This is a genomic window from Paucisalibacillus globulus DSM 18846 (assembly GCF_000482485.1).
GTDB lineage: Bacteria > Bacillota > Bacilli > Bacillales > Amphibacillaceae > Ornithinibacillus > Ornithinibacillus globulus.
In genome coordinates this window covers 70,710-86,890 of the sequence record NZ_KI519441.1, presented here as the reverse complement: position 1 = coordinate 86,890, position 16,181 = coordinate 70,710, and the positions used below count along the sequence as shown (strand labels likewise).

General features: G+C 36.0%; 21 protein-coding genes. 4 read left to right on the top strand and 17 right to left on the bottom strand.

Translation table 11 applies throughout. From position 1 onward, the window contains the following. Positions 1–8: 8 nt before the first annotated feature. The 4 genes from hpaD to hpaI are packed head-to-tail and all read right to left on the bottom strand — an operon-like array spanning position 9 to position 4,905. Positions 9–992 carry a 3,4-dihydroxyphenylacetate 2,3-dioxygenase gene (gene hpaD, locus K332_RS0121285; RefSeq protein ID WP_026909295.1) on the bottom strand — a complete coding sequence of 328 codons (984 nt, stop codon included), beginning with the start codon at positions 990–992 and terminating at the stop codon, positions 9–11. Between the two features lie 14 nt (positions 993–1,006). After that, positions 1,007–2,473, bottom strand: a complete 1,467-nt coding sequence (gene hpaB / locus K332_RS0121280) for a 4-hydroxyphenylacetate 3-monooxygenase, oxygenase component (protein ID WP_026909294.1) — start codon at positions 2,471–2,473, stop codon at positions 1,007–1,009. A 12-nt stretch (positions 2,474–2,485) separates the two neighbouring features. Next, positions 2,486–3,973: a 5-carboxymethyl-2-hydroxymuconate semialdehyde dehydrogenase gene (gene hpaE / locus K332_RS0121275; protein ID WP_026909293.1), complete on the bottom strand. Its 1,488-nt coding sequence runs from the start codon at positions 3,971–3,973 to the stop codon at positions 2,486–2,488. An 11-nt stretch (positions 3,974–3,984) separates the two neighbouring features. Next, positions 3,985–4,905: a 2,4-dihydroxyhept-2-ene-1,7-dioic acid aldolase gene (hpaI, locus tag K332_RS0121270; protein WP_026909292.1), complete on the bottom strand. Its 921-nt coding sequence runs from the start codon at positions 4,903–4,905 to the stop codon at positions 3,985–3,987. 263 nt (positions 4,906–5,168) lie between these two features. On the opposite strand from hpaI, the gene K332_RS0121265 reads away from it, so the two are divergent. Further along, positions 5,169–5,549: a VOC family protein gene (locus tag K332_RS0121265; RefSeq protein WP_026909291.1), complete on the top strand. Its 381-nt coding sequence runs from the start codon at positions 5,169–5,171 to the stop codon at positions 5,547–5,549. Between the two features lie 235 nt (positions 5,550–5,784). On the opposite strand, the gene K332_RS0121260 is transcribed toward K332_RS0121265, so the two are convergent. From K332_RS0121260 to K332_RS0121205, 13 genes are all read right to left on the bottom strand, one after another. Beyond that, positions 5,785–6,249: an NUDIX domain-containing protein gene (locus K332_RS0121260; protein WP_026909290.1), complete on the bottom strand. Its 465-nt coding sequence runs from the start codon at positions 6,247–6,249 to the stop codon at positions 5,785–5,787. Between the two features lie 327 nt (positions 6,250–6,576). Further along, positions 6,577–6,732: a GyrI-like domain-containing protein gene (locus tag K332_RS24910; RefSeq protein ID WP_425414471.1), complete on the bottom strand. Its 156-nt coding sequence runs from the start codon at positions 6,730–6,732 to the stop codon at positions 6,577–6,579. A gap of 53 nt (positions 6,733–6,785) precedes the next feature. Continuing rightward, positions 6,786–6,911 (bottom strand): hypothetical protein, encoded by a 126-nt coding sequence (locus tag K332_RS24905; protein WP_425414470.1) that lies wholly within the window; start codon positions 6,909–6,911, stop codon positions 6,786–6,788. 359 nt (positions 6,912–7,270) lie between these two features. Continuing rightward, positions 7,271–7,537 (bottom strand): hypothetical protein, encoded by a 267-nt coding sequence (locus K332_RS23455; RefSeq protein ID WP_026909289.1) that lies wholly within the window; start codon positions 7,535–7,537, stop codon positions 7,271–7,273. 262 nt (positions 7,538–7,799) lie between these two features. Further along, the gene (locus K332_RS23450) at positions 7,800–8,078 is read right to left on the bottom strand and encodes an MBL fold metallo-hydrolase (RefSeq protein ID WP_026909288.1); all 279 of its coding nucleotides are present in this window, start codon (positions 8,076–8,078) and stop codon (positions 7,800–7,802) included. A 27-nt stretch (positions 8,079–8,105) separates the two neighbouring features. After that, the gene (locus tag K332_RS0121240; protein WP_026909287.1) at positions 8,106–8,558 is read right to left on the bottom strand and encodes a DinB family protein; all 453 of its coding nucleotides are present in this window, start codon (positions 8,556–8,558) and stop codon (positions 8,106–8,108) included. A gap of 531 nt (positions 8,559–9,089) precedes the next feature. Further along, a complete protein-coding gene (locus K332_RS0121235) occupies positions 9,090–9,464 on the bottom strand; it encodes a hypothetical protein (protein WP_026909286.1) in 375 nt (124 codons plus the stop codon). Positions 9,465–9,970: 506 nt separating this feature from the next. Continuing rightward, on the bottom strand, positions 9,971–10,123 hold the full coding sequence (locus K332_RS24900) for an ATP-binding cassette domain-containing protein (RefSeq protein ID WP_084288225.1): 153 nt from the start codon (positions 10,121–10,123) through the stop codon (positions 9,971–9,973). Between the two features lie 301 nt (positions 10,124–10,424). Beyond that, on the bottom strand, positions 10,425–10,967 hold the full coding sequence (locus K332_RS0121225) for a helix-turn-helix domain-containing protein (RefSeq protein WP_026909285.1): 543 nt from the start codon (positions 10,965–10,967) through the stop codon (positions 10,425–10,427). A gap of 711 nt (positions 10,968–11,678) precedes the next feature. Next, positions 11,679–12,350, bottom strand: a complete 672-nt coding sequence (locus K332_RS0121220; protein ID WP_036689572.1) for a GntR family transcriptional regulator — start codon at positions 12,348–12,350, stop codon at positions 11,679–11,681. A 149-nt stretch (positions 12,351–12,499) separates the two neighbouring features. Continuing rightward, a complete protein-coding gene (locus K332_RS24265; protein WP_026909283.1) occupies positions 12,500–13,054 on the bottom strand; it encodes a DUF6155 family protein in 555 nt (184 codons plus the stop codon). Between the two features lie 45 nt (positions 13,055–13,099). Next, on the bottom strand, positions 13,100–13,486 hold the full coding sequence (locus K332_RS23105) for a hypothetical protein (protein WP_051359577.1): 387 nt from the start codon (positions 13,484–13,486) through the stop codon (positions 13,100–13,102). A gap of 17 nt (positions 13,487–13,503) precedes the next feature. Then, the gene (locus tag K332_RS0121205) at positions 13,504–13,965 is read right to left on the bottom strand and encodes a UPF0158 family protein (RefSeq protein WP_026909282.1); all 462 of its coding nucleotides are present in this window, start codon (positions 13,963–13,965) and stop codon (positions 13,504–13,506) included. A 345-nt stretch (positions 13,966–14,310) separates the two neighbouring features. Here K332_RS0121205 and K332_RS0121200 point away from each other — a divergent pair, with 345 nt between their 5' ends. Genes K332_RS0121200 through K332_RS0121190 form a run of 3 tightly spaced genes read left to right on the top strand, consistent with a single transcriptional unit; the run spans position 14,311 to position 16,179 of the window. Next, positions 14,311–14,688 (top strand): GntR family transcriptional regulator, encoded by a 378-nt coding sequence (locus K332_RS0121200; RefSeq protein WP_026909281.1) that lies wholly within the window; start codon positions 14,311–14,313, stop codon positions 14,686–14,688. Beyond that, positions 14,685–15,539, top strand: a complete 855-nt coding sequence (locus tag K332_RS0121195) for an ABC transporter ATP-binding protein (protein WP_026909280.1) — start codon at positions 14,685–14,687, stop codon at positions 15,537–15,539. Before K332_RS0121200 ends, K332_RS0121195 begins: the two co-directional genes overlap by 4 nt. A 1-nt stretch (position 15,540) precedes the next feature. Beyond that, the gene (locus K332_RS0121190) at positions 15,541–16,179 is read left to right on the top strand and encodes an ABC-2 transporter permease (RefSeq protein WP_026909279.1); all 639 of its coding nucleotides are present in this window, start codon (positions 15,541–15,543) and stop codon (positions 16,177–16,179) included. The last annotated feature ends 2 nt before the right edge of the window (positions 16,180–16,181 follow it).

Sequence of the window (16,181 nt, the reverse complement as noted above, 5' to 3'; positions counted from 1 at the left end):
TCAACTCTCTAAATCACAAAAGTTGGCTTATGTTGTTCTAGCTTTGCAATCTGTGGCTCTACTTCCTGCCCCGTATGAACATCCAAAACAGTTGATGCTTCTGTAAACCATCTATCTGGTGCCTCATGTCCCCAGAATGTTTGACGCATTGGATCATTAATATCCCAGCGAATTGGCTTAAAGTCAGGATCACTCGTTAAATAGTCTCCACTATATAATTCAATGCGGTGTCCATCTGGATCACGTAAATATAGGAAAAAGGCATTGGATAATCCATGTCTTCCAGGCCCACGTTCTAAGGATTCACCATATCCCATGGAAGCAAGCACATCACAAGTGTGAATTAATGCCAATTGGTCTGGTAACCAGAAGCCAATATGATGAAGTCTCGGTCCTTTTCCATTCATAAATGCAACATCATGGACATTTTGTTTGCGGTGCAACCAAGCTGCCCAAATATTTCCTTCTGGTGTATCCGTATATTCCGAGCAAGCAAAGCCTAACCTTTCTTTATAAAAAGCATATGCTGCTTCCACATCTGTCACAGCACAGTTAAAATGATCAATGCGTTGCATTCGAGATCCCTTATACAAGTCATAGCGTTGAAGTAGCCGGTCTACCGTATCCATTTCAGCAAAAAACTCTAACGGTAAACCAGTTGGATCATTTACTCGTAATGCTCTGCCTAGGGCATGTTGTTCTCCCTTCTCGATCCATTTAGTTGCACAATCCTCTTTTTCAAACAGTAGTGCCAACGCTTCTAAGTCACTTTCAGAGGAAACTTTATAGCCTAAAGCTTCAACAACTGGTGTATCGGCTTTTTTCAATATTAAACTGTGGTGGTTATGCTCTTCCAACCCACGAAGATAAATATGTTCATCATCAGATTCCGTTTCAATAAAGCCAAGAGCATCAACATAAAACTTTCTTGATACTTCAAGATCTTTTACATGTAAAATTGCTCTGGCACAACGAATCACATTAAAATCCATCTGATTCCACTCCTTTAATTGGAAGCTTTTACGCCACTAGTTTTTTTCAAGAAATCCTGAACATATTGCTTAAACGGTTCTTTATCATAACCATCAAAATATGTCATTCCCATCCGAATTGGATCGCCAAAGAAATAGTATTCATAATGTGATTGGCGACTACCAAATGCACTTAATGTCATATCCCAAGCTAAACGGAATAATTGAACACGCTCAAAACCTTCCAGATTTTTCCCTTGAAGTCCACGATGAATAATTGGACCGATTTCTTCATGATTAAAGTCTGCTTCTGTTGGAATCCCCATTAATCCGGAAGCTCCAAGGATTCGAACAATCTCCGTCAATCTTGGGTAAACCTTAGGGTACCAATTTCGCGCTGCGTCAAGTGCTGCAAAGTCTGGTGTCATCGTTCCTGACTTATCAAGCTTCGCATTATGCTCCGCACGATATAAATGAGACTTCATTGTTTCAAGGGTAAGCATAATTTCAGTGCCCTTATCCTGAACATGTTGGAACCCATCAATTCCAATCGCATCCATCATACTTAACGCAACACCTAATACAAATTCTGTTTTTACTATATTTTTTGCAAGGACTTGATGGGCCATGTGTACCACAGCATTTGTTTCCTTAAATGTACGGTTACAAACGGAAGAGTTTCCACAAACAAAAACGCGCTCCCACGGTACAAACACATTATCAAAGGAAACAATTGCATCCCCTTCTTCAAAACGTGCACCAAGCGGGTGATCCCATTCATTTTTTCCATAATCAAAGGATTCACGGCTAATGAATTTCAATCCTGGTGTGTTATTTGGAATTGCAAATGCTAATGAATATGGATCATCAAGTTCGCCAGCCTTTTTAACAGTCGAAGGGAACACAAGAATTTCATCGGTAATCCCACCTTGCGTAGCTAATAGGCGAATTCCATCAACGATAATTCCATCCGGCCGCTCTTCAACTAAATGCAGTGCCACATTCGCATCTTTTTGTTGATGCTGCATCTTTGCACGGTTTACTTGTGGGTGAATTAGTGTATGGGTTAAACTGATATCATTTTCACGAGCAAACTCATAATAATTACGAGCATTCTCTGCAAAACGAGGATCGTTTTCTGCAAATAAGCTATTATTCACACCCATAGCCATAACTTCTGCATTCAAGTAATCTGGTGAACGTCCCATCATCCCACCAGAAGTTCTTGCCCACTCTTGCATTGCTTCTCGACGCTTAATTAAATCCTCAACAGAACGTGGCTGTAAGAAAGTCATTCCCACCTTATTTCCCGTAGTTGGAGAAGTATAAAGCATTTTCTCAGGCTTCTCATACTGTAAATCATATAAGTTTGCCATTGATTTAATGACATTTTTAAAAGCTGGATGCTCCGTCACATCGTCTACTCTTTCGCCATGGATATAGATATTGTTACTTGCTTTCTTTAATCCTTCGATATAATCTTTTCCTGTTTTTGCTGGCATTCTAAATCCCCCCTAATTTCCTTTTCCGAATTGTGGTATGTGATGGTCGCTAATTGCGACATGGATTGCTTTTGGTTCTGTATAAAATTCAAAGATGGCAAAATGTCCACCTTCCCGTCCAATTCCACTTGCCTTCATTCCACCAAATGGAATGCGTAGGTCTCGAACGTTCTGAGAATTGATCCAAATCATTCCTGAGTCAACTGCTTGCGCAACACGATGTGCACGCTTAATATCATTTGTCCAAACATACCCTGCTAGACCATAATCTATATCGTTGGCCATTTGGACAACTTCCTCTTCTGTCTCAAATTCTATGACTGCCATAACTGGGCCAAAAATCTCTTCTTGGCAAACACGCATATCATTTTTTGCGTTTAACAGTAATGTTGGTGGAACATAGTTACCCGAACTAAACTCTGTTGGGACATTCCCTTGAAATACTTCACAACCTTCTTCTTTTGCGAGTTCAATGTATCCGGTAACTTTCTTAAAATGCCCCTTATCAATTAATGGACCAATTTCCGTGTCGTTAGCTTTTGGATCTCCTACTACGATATTTTGGACGCGTTCTTTTAAGGCAATAGAAAACTTTTCTTTAATATTCTTGTGGACAAATACTCTTGAGTTCGCAGTACAGCGTTCCCCATTGAAGGAGAAAATCCCCCAAACAGCGGCATCTAATGCTTTATCAAAATCCGCATCATCAAATACAATTAATGGTGATTTTCCGCCAAGTTCCATAGAAGTTTTCTTTAAGGAATCCGCACTATTTTTAATGATTCGTTTCCCGGTGGTTGTTTCCCCGGTAAATGAAATGGCTTTTACAGATGGATGTTTAACCAGTGATTCTCCTGCAGTTTCTCCAAAACCATGAACAACATTAAATACTCCTTTTGGTAGCTCAGCCTTTTGGATTACATTAGCTAAGATGTTCGCAGACAAAGGAGATAGCTCCGCCGGCTTCAAAACAACGGTATTCCCAGTTGCTAGAGCTGGTGCTACCTTCCAAGTTAATAACATAAACGGAGCATTCCACGGTGTAATCAAACCAACTACACCAAGTGGTTGATAGACAGTGTAATTGATGAACTCATCATCAACCTGATAGGCATCCCCATGCATTCTCGCCTGCACCATTCGGGAGTAGAAACGGAAATTCTCCGCTCCACGAGCAGCCATTTTGCGAGTTTGACTGATTGGTAGACCAGAATCTAGTGACTCTAAGCGAGCAATGGTTTCTGCCTCTTCCTCAATTAAATCGGCAATTCTTTCGATATACTTCATTCGATCTTTCAGTTTCATAGAACCCCATGGTCCACTGTGGAATGCCTCTGTAGCTGCAGATACCGCCATTTCAATATCAGCACTATTCCCTTTTGCCACTAAGTTGGTAACCTCATTCGTAAAAGGATTTATATTTTCAAAGGTTTCCCCATGAGCTGCATCTACAAATTCTCCATTTATGTAGAGTTTTACATCTTCTATCTTTTCTCCCAAATTCTTCCCTCCTAGATATTCACATCTTCTGTGATTAGTTGGTAATCTAGCAATACTTCACGAATCTCTGCTTGAACTTGAGGTGATGGAACATCTAATGGTTTTCTTAAAATAGGTTTAATTTTCCCCATCATTCCTAGTGCTGCTTTTGCTGGGGCTGGGTTTGTATCACGGAAAAGCACATCATTTAATGGCATTAATTCATAATGTAAGTCTTGGGCGCCTTTTACATCACCCGCTGCCCAGCGATTATAAACTTCCGCAACTTCTCTTGGTGCTACATTTGATGTCGCGCTAATATGACCTGCTCCCCCAATTGCGAGCATCGGGTAACATAGTACCTCTATACCAGAGTAAAGATTAAAATCACGTCCACACTTTAGTAATACGTTATTTACATGTTCAAAATCCTTATTTGCCTCTTTTACACCAATAATGTTTGGGCAGTCTTCAGCAAGTCTAGCGATTGTAACCGCTTCCAAATTTACTGCTGTTCGACCTGGTATATTATATAAAATGATGGGTATGTCTACTGAATCTGCTATCGCTTTGAAGTGTTTGTATAACGCGTGTTGGTTAGGTTTGTTGTAGTAAGGGACAATGACCATTGCGCCATCTGCTCCCATTTCTTGTGCAGCTCTTGTCATTCGGAGTGTTTCTCGGTGGTTTGTTGATCCTGTTCCAGGAATAAAAGGTACTCGCCCGTTTACTGTTTTACAGGCAACTTCCATTACCTGAATTCTTTCTTCTACCGACATGGAGCTAGGTTCTCCAGAAGTACCTGTAACGGAAATCCCGTGACTCCCACTAGCAATCTGCCAATTGATTAATTCCTGAAACTTTTCAAAATCAATTCGCTCGTCCTCGTCAAAAGGTGTAATCACAGGTGCAATCGAGCCTCGGAATCTTTCTTTTGCTTCTTTAAAAGCCATTTGATTACCTCCAACCCATTGATTTCAATAAATTAAATAACTATAAATTTTCTGAACAATTAAATCATATATGATTTCATATGTCATGTCAACAGAGAATATTTGCTTGGTTTTATGGATTTTCCATCCTAAACATTACTTGTAAATTAATTAAAGAATCACTTGAGAATTTAATGAAAATCATTAGCATCTTTAAAAAAATATAGCAGAACAGGAACATATGTACTATAATGTGGATAATAAAAATAAAAAGGAGTAATTTGATGGATACAATACAAAAAGGTAACATAAAGCAAATTCAAGCAATTTCACTCTACACCCCTAACCTGGAGCAATCGATGGCGTTCTATAAGAATACATTTGGAGCAAGTGAATTGTTTCGTTCTAACCAAACGGATGGTTCTAATATGGTAGGGTTATCATTTATTGATGGAAATACTGAGTTTGTATTACATGATAGCGAGAGTTTAAAAGAACCTGATATTGAAGTATTAGTGGAAAATGTGAAAGAATTTTATCATGCTCATATAGAAAATGAATATATTGATTGGATTCAAACACCGATTGAAAAACCCTTTGGAGGTCATCTTGCTGTTATGCGTTCGAGGATAGATGATATTGTTTTAATAGTCGTTGGGTCCTAATAATCATTAAGAATGAGCTATAGTTCTAAAAGGGAAGTAGAATTAAAAACGCATACTTATTTAACTTACATTCCGCTGTGAAGAACAAAATTGAAAAAAGAATTGTTTTTAGTAGGTGAATTAAAAAGATAATTCACCTACTATTATCCATAGGAATAACAATGTTTTTACACTTTTGACTTTATATTAGCGTAGTAATTATTACTAGTTTTGTTAAAATGACTAACCCCCTTTATTATCCCATATCACCTACATATACTTGAGTCTTTTTATTACTTATACCATTTGTCAAATGAGGTATGATTTTATAAGGATAAAACTCATAGGTTGATAATTTTTCTAATGGTAACCATTCTAATGCCACTTGTTCAGGATCAGTTTCAATACCTTTATTGAAAGCACTCTCATCTATTATAGAGCAGAGAAAAAGATGTACAACAACATGAATATGCGAATCCCATTCAGCATGTTCATGATTTTTACCTATATATTCCGATACATACAGGAGTTCCTTCGCCTCTACTAATAAACCTGTTTCTTCCTTGCACTCCCTGACAACTGCTTCTTTCAACGTTTCGCCATGTTCTTGCCCGCCTCCTGGCAAAATATACATCGTTTTATTATCATAAGTGACTTTCTTAACTGTCAGGATTTTTTCCCTTTTTACAATAACAGCTTGTACAGAACTTCTTATTTCCATTATCTTTCCCCCATCTGGAATTGCCTTTCTTCAACTTTTCTGCAACTTCAGCTTAATAATTTCTCTAAATTGGTGCCCCACTAGCACTACCTTTGTTTAGCTCTTGCTCATGTTTCTGGAAGAACATTTATTATTTATTGATGCTTGAAATTCCGAAAGTTGTACCAGCATCTTTCCTTCTAGAAATATTACACCCGATTCTTCATGACATTATTTCGAAATCCTAGTTGATTGATTATGTTATGCAATAATAATGTAGTAATTGGGGCTGCCACATTTTTTGGAAGTTCGCTTCTTGTACGTTTGATTCTAATTATTATTATAAATTTATTTAGGTAGTACAGGAACCCAAAGTTCGTTTCGAGGTTTATGCTTTAGTGGATAATAGCATTCTATACATGGTATATCAGCAAGTTCATAACCAGAGGTTGGAACCCATTCTGTATATAGTTGCTTCCAAGCATACACTACCTGGAAATACAGCCCAGGTCCTGTGAGTAATAGAGAGAGTTTCTATACCACCTGGGACATCTTCATCATATCGAACACCCATAAGTATGTAAATTCTTCATCCATAATGGCTGCCTCTTATAATCTATATCCTCCTCTAGGTTGTTTTCAATGTAATCCAAAGCATTATTCAATCTATCAATCCAATCCATTTTTCCTCTCCTGTCATTTATCTAATCTAGGGGGCCTACCAACAAAAAGAGCAAAACATATGCTAAGCAAATTTTGACATAAAGAAAGTCAATTTTCCCCACGTTAAGGAAGTATCGGCTTTTATAGTTGCTTTGGAATTTAAAGTTTGACCATTGCTGTGAACCATCCTTATGCCATTAAAACGCCCTATAAAAGAACAAGCAACATGGCTTGAATTTCTTTAGTTGAGGGTAAGAACAAATTCTTCTACATCATTACCAGGCTTTGAATTATGATGTATTGAATGATTCTATGTTCTAAGATTCATAGATTGTAACAGTTAAGCGGGATTGATTTATTCACTTTAACCCCCATTAAGTCAGTTGATTCCAAGTTCATCTTTTATTACTGCGATATTGTTATAATGGTTGCGTCTAATTCCACCGATAAATTGATACTGATTGATATATTCCTCCAGATTCTGACTATTTTCCCCTCCTGATATGGATTTCCTTAGCTCTCGAATATACATTAAATCATTCTGTTGTCTTCTGCGAATCTCCTCAGGATCTTCCACAGGTTGCCCATGACCAGGAACCAAAAGTTTGACTGGATGATTTTGTGTAATCCATTCTGACTTTAACAAGGTCTCTTCATAATCACAGCTATCCTCGATAAAGGGAAATTCAACATCTCGCCCGTTATAAATACACCTAAGGAATCAATCAATGTAAAAATACCATCAGCTGTATGCCCAGGTGATTTATAGAAGCAAGTTCGGTACTCCCAATCTTGATCTTATGGCCATCCTCACGAACCAGATGATCAATCTTTGGGTACTGTATTTCATAATTTCGATGTAGATAAATTTCGTCGTCAAAGTCCTTAATTTTCTTGATTACTTTTTCCTAGTCTGGATTCTCCGCGACTCCCTCGCTTGCGATTGTTTGTGAATTTTCAAATGCCCCATATCCAAGAACATGATCATAATGCGAATGGGTGAATAATAAATAAACCGGACGACCATTTCGTTTTCTAGATACCTCATTTTTTAATTGTTCCACTTCTTTTGGAAGCCAAGCAGGATCCACCACTAGCATCATATCTTTCGTTTGAATCACCGTAGAATTTGTTTGGACTAAAGAGCTTTGCAATACTGTGACGTTGGTATTTTTAAATGAAATCATATGGGTCCCTTTTCCGTCGACCGACAATTAGCGAAAAAACGGAACTTCTTTCACACCCACCATACGTGCGTACATAAAAAGTTGTCCTTTATGGTGGAGTTCGTGATCATACATTGCAGTTAGATATCTTTTTTTTGGCCCCTGCAGTTTCGGGTGCGATGAATTATTTTCAGTTTCTAAGTCTGCATCAGTCAATGATTCATATGTAGCCTTCGTTTTTTTCGTAAAGTCCTTTACGACTTTGCGCACGTCCCCCATCGTCTTACATTCGGTGAAGTCTGGTGAAGCAAATTCTTCAGTCTTAACCATTGAAACGAACACATCATTCCATCCAGCAACATGCAATGCGAGTTCACCAAGTGTCATAGCTCCTTCCCAGGGTTTGAAATCAATATGTTTGTCATCAATAAGTTCCAGTAATTCTTCCAGTACATTTCGATGTTGTAACCATTCATTCATCATTTGCTTTGATTGCCCCAAAATAGTTCCTCCCTTATTAGGTTTTCCATCGACACTTTAAAAAACTAATTTTAACTTTATTCTTTTCAGACCAACTTAATTTTTATCAACGATATTGTAATAAGCTTTGTTCCAAAGCCATAGATACAGTGATTTCTTTGCAAGCATTATCTACATATATCACCTCCAAAAATAGAAAAAATGAACTTTATGAAAACAGGCTTCCGATATGTATAATCGGACCCGTATTTCCACGCTTCATGATTTACGTTTTTAAAGCGCTATAGTTCATCTAGCATAGATTGATATTCGTAATGATTTCATAATAGGCCTCATATTACGAAAAATAGCAAAGCCCCTTCTCTCCCATTTCTAAGTAACTTTCCGGGATAACGGACTTACCTGTCTCAGTCACCTCAATTGCCGACTCCAAAAAGAGCATTCATGACAAATATCGCAAATACAAAAAACAATCCTGCAATTCTCCATATCCTAGTGATGCACCAATAATTAGAAAGAGAGTGAGTTTCTCAATCATATTTTATCTTCCTTTTACTCGTTTTCGATAAGGTTGATTGAAGGACAATTCCTCATAATTTCATGAACCAATTGTTTGTAATTTCTACTTTCAAATACAATGTAATCAAATTCACATCCCTTCAATTTAAGCATGACAACTTCATTTTCGTTATGAAAGGCTAAAAAATATTTCTTATCTTCAATCATGAATATTCCAGCTTTATAGCCAAATGTCGTAATGCCTGTTCTTTTAATAGCCACTGTCCATGGAAAATGAAATTTCCCCACCCGAATTTCTTCAATTGAGATGTAATCTATTTTGATCTCTCTCCTCAAAGTTAAAGCCGCTGTCCATCCTGAAATATTCAGTAGTAACTCACGATCACCTGCCACAACTTGAAAACCCATCTTAAATCCCCTCCAATTTACACAGCATTCTTCCGTGGATTATTTAACCAGTAACCCAATTATAGAAATCACATGGAAGGCAATTCCTTTCGAGTTAAATACGATACTGCTAAGAATAAGCAGAAAACAATGAGTAACACGGATACAATTATCGTGAAAGTGCGGTAACACATTCCCTGACGTTATGATGATCACAGCTTGATTGGATAATTGCGCTGGGTTTAGGACACTTGGAATACTAAATCCTACAAAGTAACAATTTTCAAAAAAATCAGAACAAAAAAAGGATTACAATGCTACGGCCGGTGTTCTAGACAATAGGTAACAAGTGTAGTGTTGCGTGTCAGAATAAACGTTAACATGCCATTATTTTTATCGGATACGATGGCTCCCTCGCCACCATCACAATTACAATTAAGCCATTTGGTCAAAATAATCAGTTAAGGCACTAGCTAACAATTCACTTGCTGTTAGATCAGGTAATGTGATCGCAATACCTAATAAATTTACGCATTTCTGTCATGGCGTTTTCCGTTAAGCAACATTTGCCCACCTATAAGTTTGCTTATACCGAAAATCATTTTAATAATCGTTGGTTTACCTGCTTCGTTGGGACCGAGAAGAGCCACACATTCTCCTTGATTAATAAGAAAGTCGATATTTTGAACGACTTCATGATCTCCGTACCTTTTTTTGAATTTGACTTACTTGAAGTATGTGCATCTGAGCGTTGCCTCCTTCCTAAGACAAAATACAAAATGGGGTCGATTATGTTAATCAATATTATATACCGCACCCCAAAACCATTTATAATTAGCACTTTGATCTTTTTTTCATAAATTGCATAATGCCATAGAAAATAAGAGCAGATTTAAAATTAAGATAGGCAAAAGTAACGGTAACCAAGCTCCCATTTCATCAATTCCAATGTGATAACCATAATGTATCTGTTGTCTCCCCTTACCCTTTTGGTGATTTCTGTGGAATAAATATACTCCCAAAAATTCGAGTGGTTCGTTCAGGAGTTAAATGGTTGTTAAACGCCTTCTCAATCGCTTGTTGAATGGACTGGGTAAGCTCTTGAAATTCTCCATCTGACAGATGCAAAGGTACATACGCATAGCTAAATCCTTCTTGCTCGTACTGTTCAGGTGACGTATTAGCCAAATAAGATGTCGCTAATTGAAGTAAATTACCGTGAAATACGGAAAAATGGCGGATATGGTCTTCCTGTGAGATTGTTTCAATTTCGCTTTCAGGAATTTGCAAGTTATCTATTTTGACTGAGAATTTTCGTTCCTCTGTTCCTTTCACCTTTTGCGTTTCCATGACTTCAATAAGGTTTGCTTCGAGTAAAATATTTATATGACGATATAACGTAGCTTGAGGAACATCTCCAAATATCTCTCCAAGTTGAGCTATCGTCAGTGGTTTGTTTAGCAACAATTGCTGTACAATTCGCATCCGCACAGGATGAAGAAGTAAATCGGCTTTTCCTTTCATAGAATTCCTCTCCAATTATTATTATCATTTTATAAAATGATAATATAATATCAAAACCATATTGTCAACGTTGGTTTGAAATAAGGTTTGAGAAAAATAGCAATATCCAATTCATAGCTTAAATCGCCTCTCAACACTTAGCCCCCGTTGTTGTACCCCTTTCTTCAAGGACAGAACCCTCCACGGTATTTGTTTACCAGACGACTAATTGATAGAAAATAGAGGAATTGTTATATATTTGTATATCATCTATTCACTATCCCTTTTCAAATTTCAACATATTAATAAAAAATCAATACCAATTTTCCTAAAGGATTCTAATTAATTGTAAGGTATTATAAAAAGGTAGAAATTCATTAGTAATGGACTTTACTCACACCAAGTGACCTGAATCTAATTGAGGGAGTTTAAATGTCTCTTTTCACATTCTAATTATAGGGTAGCACAAAAATAAGTCTATTCTGAATATAACAGAGAAAATATACTTAAAATGGCTCCGTCAAATATCTTGATGAAGCCAACATTATATTTTGTGTTTTTTTTACTTATTATTCACCACTTAAAATTTGTTGAAATTAAATGTTATTCTTGCTGGTAATTAAGGTTTTGTATTCCATAACGGAACCGTTTATTTTTCTAAATCCATGCATGTTGTTCAAACTTTCTATTATCGATGAAACTCCTGTTATAAATCTAATTTCCAAAGTTTATTCAAAAGGTCATCGTATTTGTCTCAATCATATTCTTCCTTCTCTTTTCAAAGTTCTCTGCCGTACGAATTTTATGTGCGCGGGCCATTATTTCAATTTCTTCTGTAGCCCCGGCTTCTAATAAAGCAATTATCTCATTATGTTCTTCTATCGATTCTTTAACCCGTCTCGAATATAAGGTTGATCCAGTTCCTCGTATTGAATCAATCCGATTCCAAGTATTCTCAATCGTTTCTAATAAAAATGTATTACCACACTGCTCACAAATAACACGATGAAATAGTGCATTTAATTTGCTGAACTGGATAATATCAAATTCATTCAGTGCCTCCTCCATCGATTGGTTTAACTTTCTTAATTCATCTAGCTCTTCTCTTGGAAAATTTCGTGCAGCAAGGGAAGCAGCCTGTCCCTCCAATAATGCAAGTACATGGACAGTATCCAAATAATCAGATTCATTCACTGCCGCAACAACTGGACCGACATTTCGTTTGTATACAACTAGCCTTTCCGCCTCGAGTTGACGTAACGCCTCCCGAACAGGGATAGAACTCGTTTCTAACTCCTTTGCAATTTGATCAATTACAATTCGTTGCCCAGGTACATATTCACGCTCAATAATCCTACCCTTTACAATACGATACACTTTTTGTTGTTTGTTTTCTTTTATCATAATACTTATATAGTATAGGAAATGATATATAATGTCAATATTCAGAAAATAAAAGAGTAAAAAATGTACTTTATATATTTCTACTGGAAACTAGTGTAGCTACAAGCGTTTTAACAGCCCTGTAGCTACGCATAATAAAAATTATATATTTACTCTTCTTCCTCTAACCAACTTATCGAATAGTAAAGATTTTCCAATCCATCTGGATATCCCCAGCCAATACCATCAGAATCAACAATAATCCCATATAATCGATCATGAAATTCTTTAAATAAAGCTTCATCTTTTTCACATTCCATGATCACCTTATCGTACATGGAATACATACTAGAGTAGAATCTCTCATCAATATCTCCATATGCATTTGTAAATTCTGTTCCAACTTCTACATAAAATACCATTAAATCAACCATCTTCACATGATCGTTTGTTAGCTTTTTGAAATTAGTAATAGTGCTTTTTGCTTCTGCTAGACGCATCTTGCCAGAGCCTTTATCTGGAAAGAATTCATCTCTTATTTCTTTCTTTGCCTTCAAATATAGATCCTTAATCGTTTCTTCTCCATTAAATTTCACAGTTAAATATTGTTGAACATTTTCATTTAGTTTATACAAATCAGTAACTAGGTTGATAAGTTCCTTTTGGTCATATTCTTTTAAATGCTTTTTTAGTTCTGTAACTTTAAGTTTTGTAACTTTTCCCATGTATATTCCCCTCTTAACTTTATAGTTTCTATCCCTGCCTGCCTTTTATGTATTCTTTTGCTCTATCTTCTTGTTATTCGGTCGAACATAATGTGTGGAATACAGCTCTTCTATATATGGACTGCCTGTCTTAGAAAAAAGAAGAAGTTTTTTCGGACCTTTCCCCCAGGATTTGTAGGAAGTGATTGACGGTTTAAGTTTCATTTCCGCAGCAAATCTCTTTAATACTTGAAGCGTATAATTTAGTTTTGATAGATTTCCATTAGTAACACGTTCTAGATAAGGGATTTTCCTGAATCGCCAATCCTCTACTTGCTTTAGTGTCAGTCGTTCCATTTTAATGAGAAGCTCAATTGGACTAACATATCCTTTTTCTTTTATTAATTCTATTGCGTATCTATTCACCTGTTGCTCTATTTTTTGTTTACTCATAACCCACCCCTTTAACTTTATTCCATATATTCTAAATCTAATTCTTCACAAAACCTTATTGCAATTTGTTTATAGCAATTCTCACGATACTTGTACCAATCCTCTATTAAGCCTAGATCATGAGCAGTATCTTTGAACCTTTTAAAAGTACCTTTCCCCTGTATAGCTCGTAGCAATCTATCCTTTTTCGCTTCACTACTAATAGTAAAACAGAAATCCTCTATCATTTCATATTCGTTGATATCAAATGTTGAAGGTAGATCCTCATAATCATCCCAATTTTCTACGATATCATAGGCCATTTCTTCTTCGTCATCTAAATCCTCTGCTTCATCATATTCTCCATCTTCTGCTTTTCCTAGGTAATGATTGGCAATGGAAACTACTTTACTCGTTTTAGTATTTAGTAGGGTAGAGTAATCATCCATTTGAAACTCTAGTCCTTCGACGATATCATCAATTTTTACTTTAATACTCATTTTATAACCTCCCTGTACGTTTAATTCATTATTATTATTTTAAAGAAAATAGTTCATTCAAACAATACTTTCTATCCACTTTTATGGAAAGATAGCTTGTTTTAAAGGTTGTTAAGGATTAGTCTGGCTTCAGTCTCTAACTATTTCCCAGGCAATATTTTGTAGAATTATATCGAATGCAGGTAGCTTTTATCCCCTCTGAAATTACCGTATCATGTCACCTATTTTCCAACGAAAATATATGTTGAATATTTTTCATTAATTATATTGACAATCCATGACACTTAGTGTATATATTGTATATATAAACTATATACAATATATACATATTAGGAGGTGTTATAAATGAACATTATTATTTCCACAAACAACAAAGATCCACTCTTTCTTCAAATAAAAGAACAAATCAAACAGCACATCTTTTCCGGTGAATTAAAAGAGGGTGATGCACTACCTTCCATGAGAGTCCTTGCCAAAGACTTAAAAGTCAGTGTTATTACCACTAAACGGGCATATGAGGAATTGGAGAAAGAAGGATATTTAATATCGGCAGTTGGAAGAGGTACATATGTTGCAGGTCAGCAACCACATGTATTACGAGAATGGCAAATTCGTGAATTAGAAAATGACCTAGAAAAGTTAGTGAAAGCTGGTAGACATATCGGACTTTCAAAGGATGACTTAATAGAAATGATTGGAATTTATTATGAGGGGGACAACTGATGAATACAGTGGAATTCAAGAATGTTACTAAAAAACGAAAAGATTTCTCCATTGAAAATTTGTCATTCACCATACCTAATGGGTTTATTACAGGATTTATCGGACCAAATGGCAGTGGAAAAACAACAACAATTCAAATGTTAATGGACATCTTGCACATTGATGAAGGGGATATCCAGATTTTTGGTAACTCACATAAAGACCATCAAAACAAACAGAAAATTGGTTTTGTCTATGATGAGCTTTTTATGTATGACGATTTTTCCATTAATAATATGAAGTCTTTCATTGCACCACTCTATAAAACTTGGGATGAGGAACTATTCCTAAAGTATGTAACTATATTCGAGCTTCCACTTCGAAAAAAAGTCAAAAAGTTTTCCAAGGGAATGAAAATGAAAACCTCGCTTCTATTTGCATTGAGTCATAGACCAGAATTTATTGTGATGGATGAACCAACCTCTGGACTTGATCCAATTTTCCGTAGGGAACTATTGGATTTATTACAGGATTTAATGGTTAATGAAAATCAAACTATTTTTCTATCCACCCATTTAACGAATGATTTAGACCGAATTGCAGATTATATTGTGTTTATTTATGAAGGAAAAATCCTCTTTCAGAAAAGAATGGATGACATTAGGGAAAGCTTTCATCTAGTAAAAGGTGCAAAGAATATGATTGACGAAGATACTAAGGGATTATTTACTGGGCTACAAATGTCCGATACAGGGTTCCAAGGATTATATGAAGGTAATCCTTCTATTTTTGAAACATTTGGTGATGAAATAGTGATTGAAAAGGCTAATCTAGAAGATATTATGTTTCTTATGACTCGGAAGGAGGGTTAGGATGTGGCAGTTATTTATTAGAGATTGGAAATCAACAAAACTTTACATCCTTATCTTACTTGCTATCATTCCAATTTCGTATGTGATTCATTTTCCTAGCTCTAGTGTCTTCATTTGGGCTTTACTAAGTTTCTTATTTATTGTTTTCCTTATAGAAAAACAGAATAATGTCGAACAATTCCTAGTTAGTCTTCCCTTAAGGAGAAAAGATATGGTGCGTGCTAGATATATATTTTTAGTATCACTTTCTGTTCTATTCATTGGATCTCTTTGGATTGCGGATCTTGCTTGGCATATTGTGGTACCATCTTCAGTATTCTCAAGGGTGGATTTTGTTAATTTGATTCAGCAGTATTGGATAACAGCACTTTTATTTTCTATTTACATCCCTGTCTTTTACTTTTATAAACAGTTTATCCATGCTGCAACATTTTTCATGATATCGTTCACATGCTTAATTTATTTAAATGTATTGACCGTTGGAAACACACTCATTACATTCGATGATTTAATTAGAACATTTATAGCGGAACTTTTCACTATCCAACCATATCTAATGCCTATCATCCTATCGATCATTTGCTTATTTGTTTCTTATCAACTATCTATACAAATATTTAAACGAAGAGACATTATATAGGA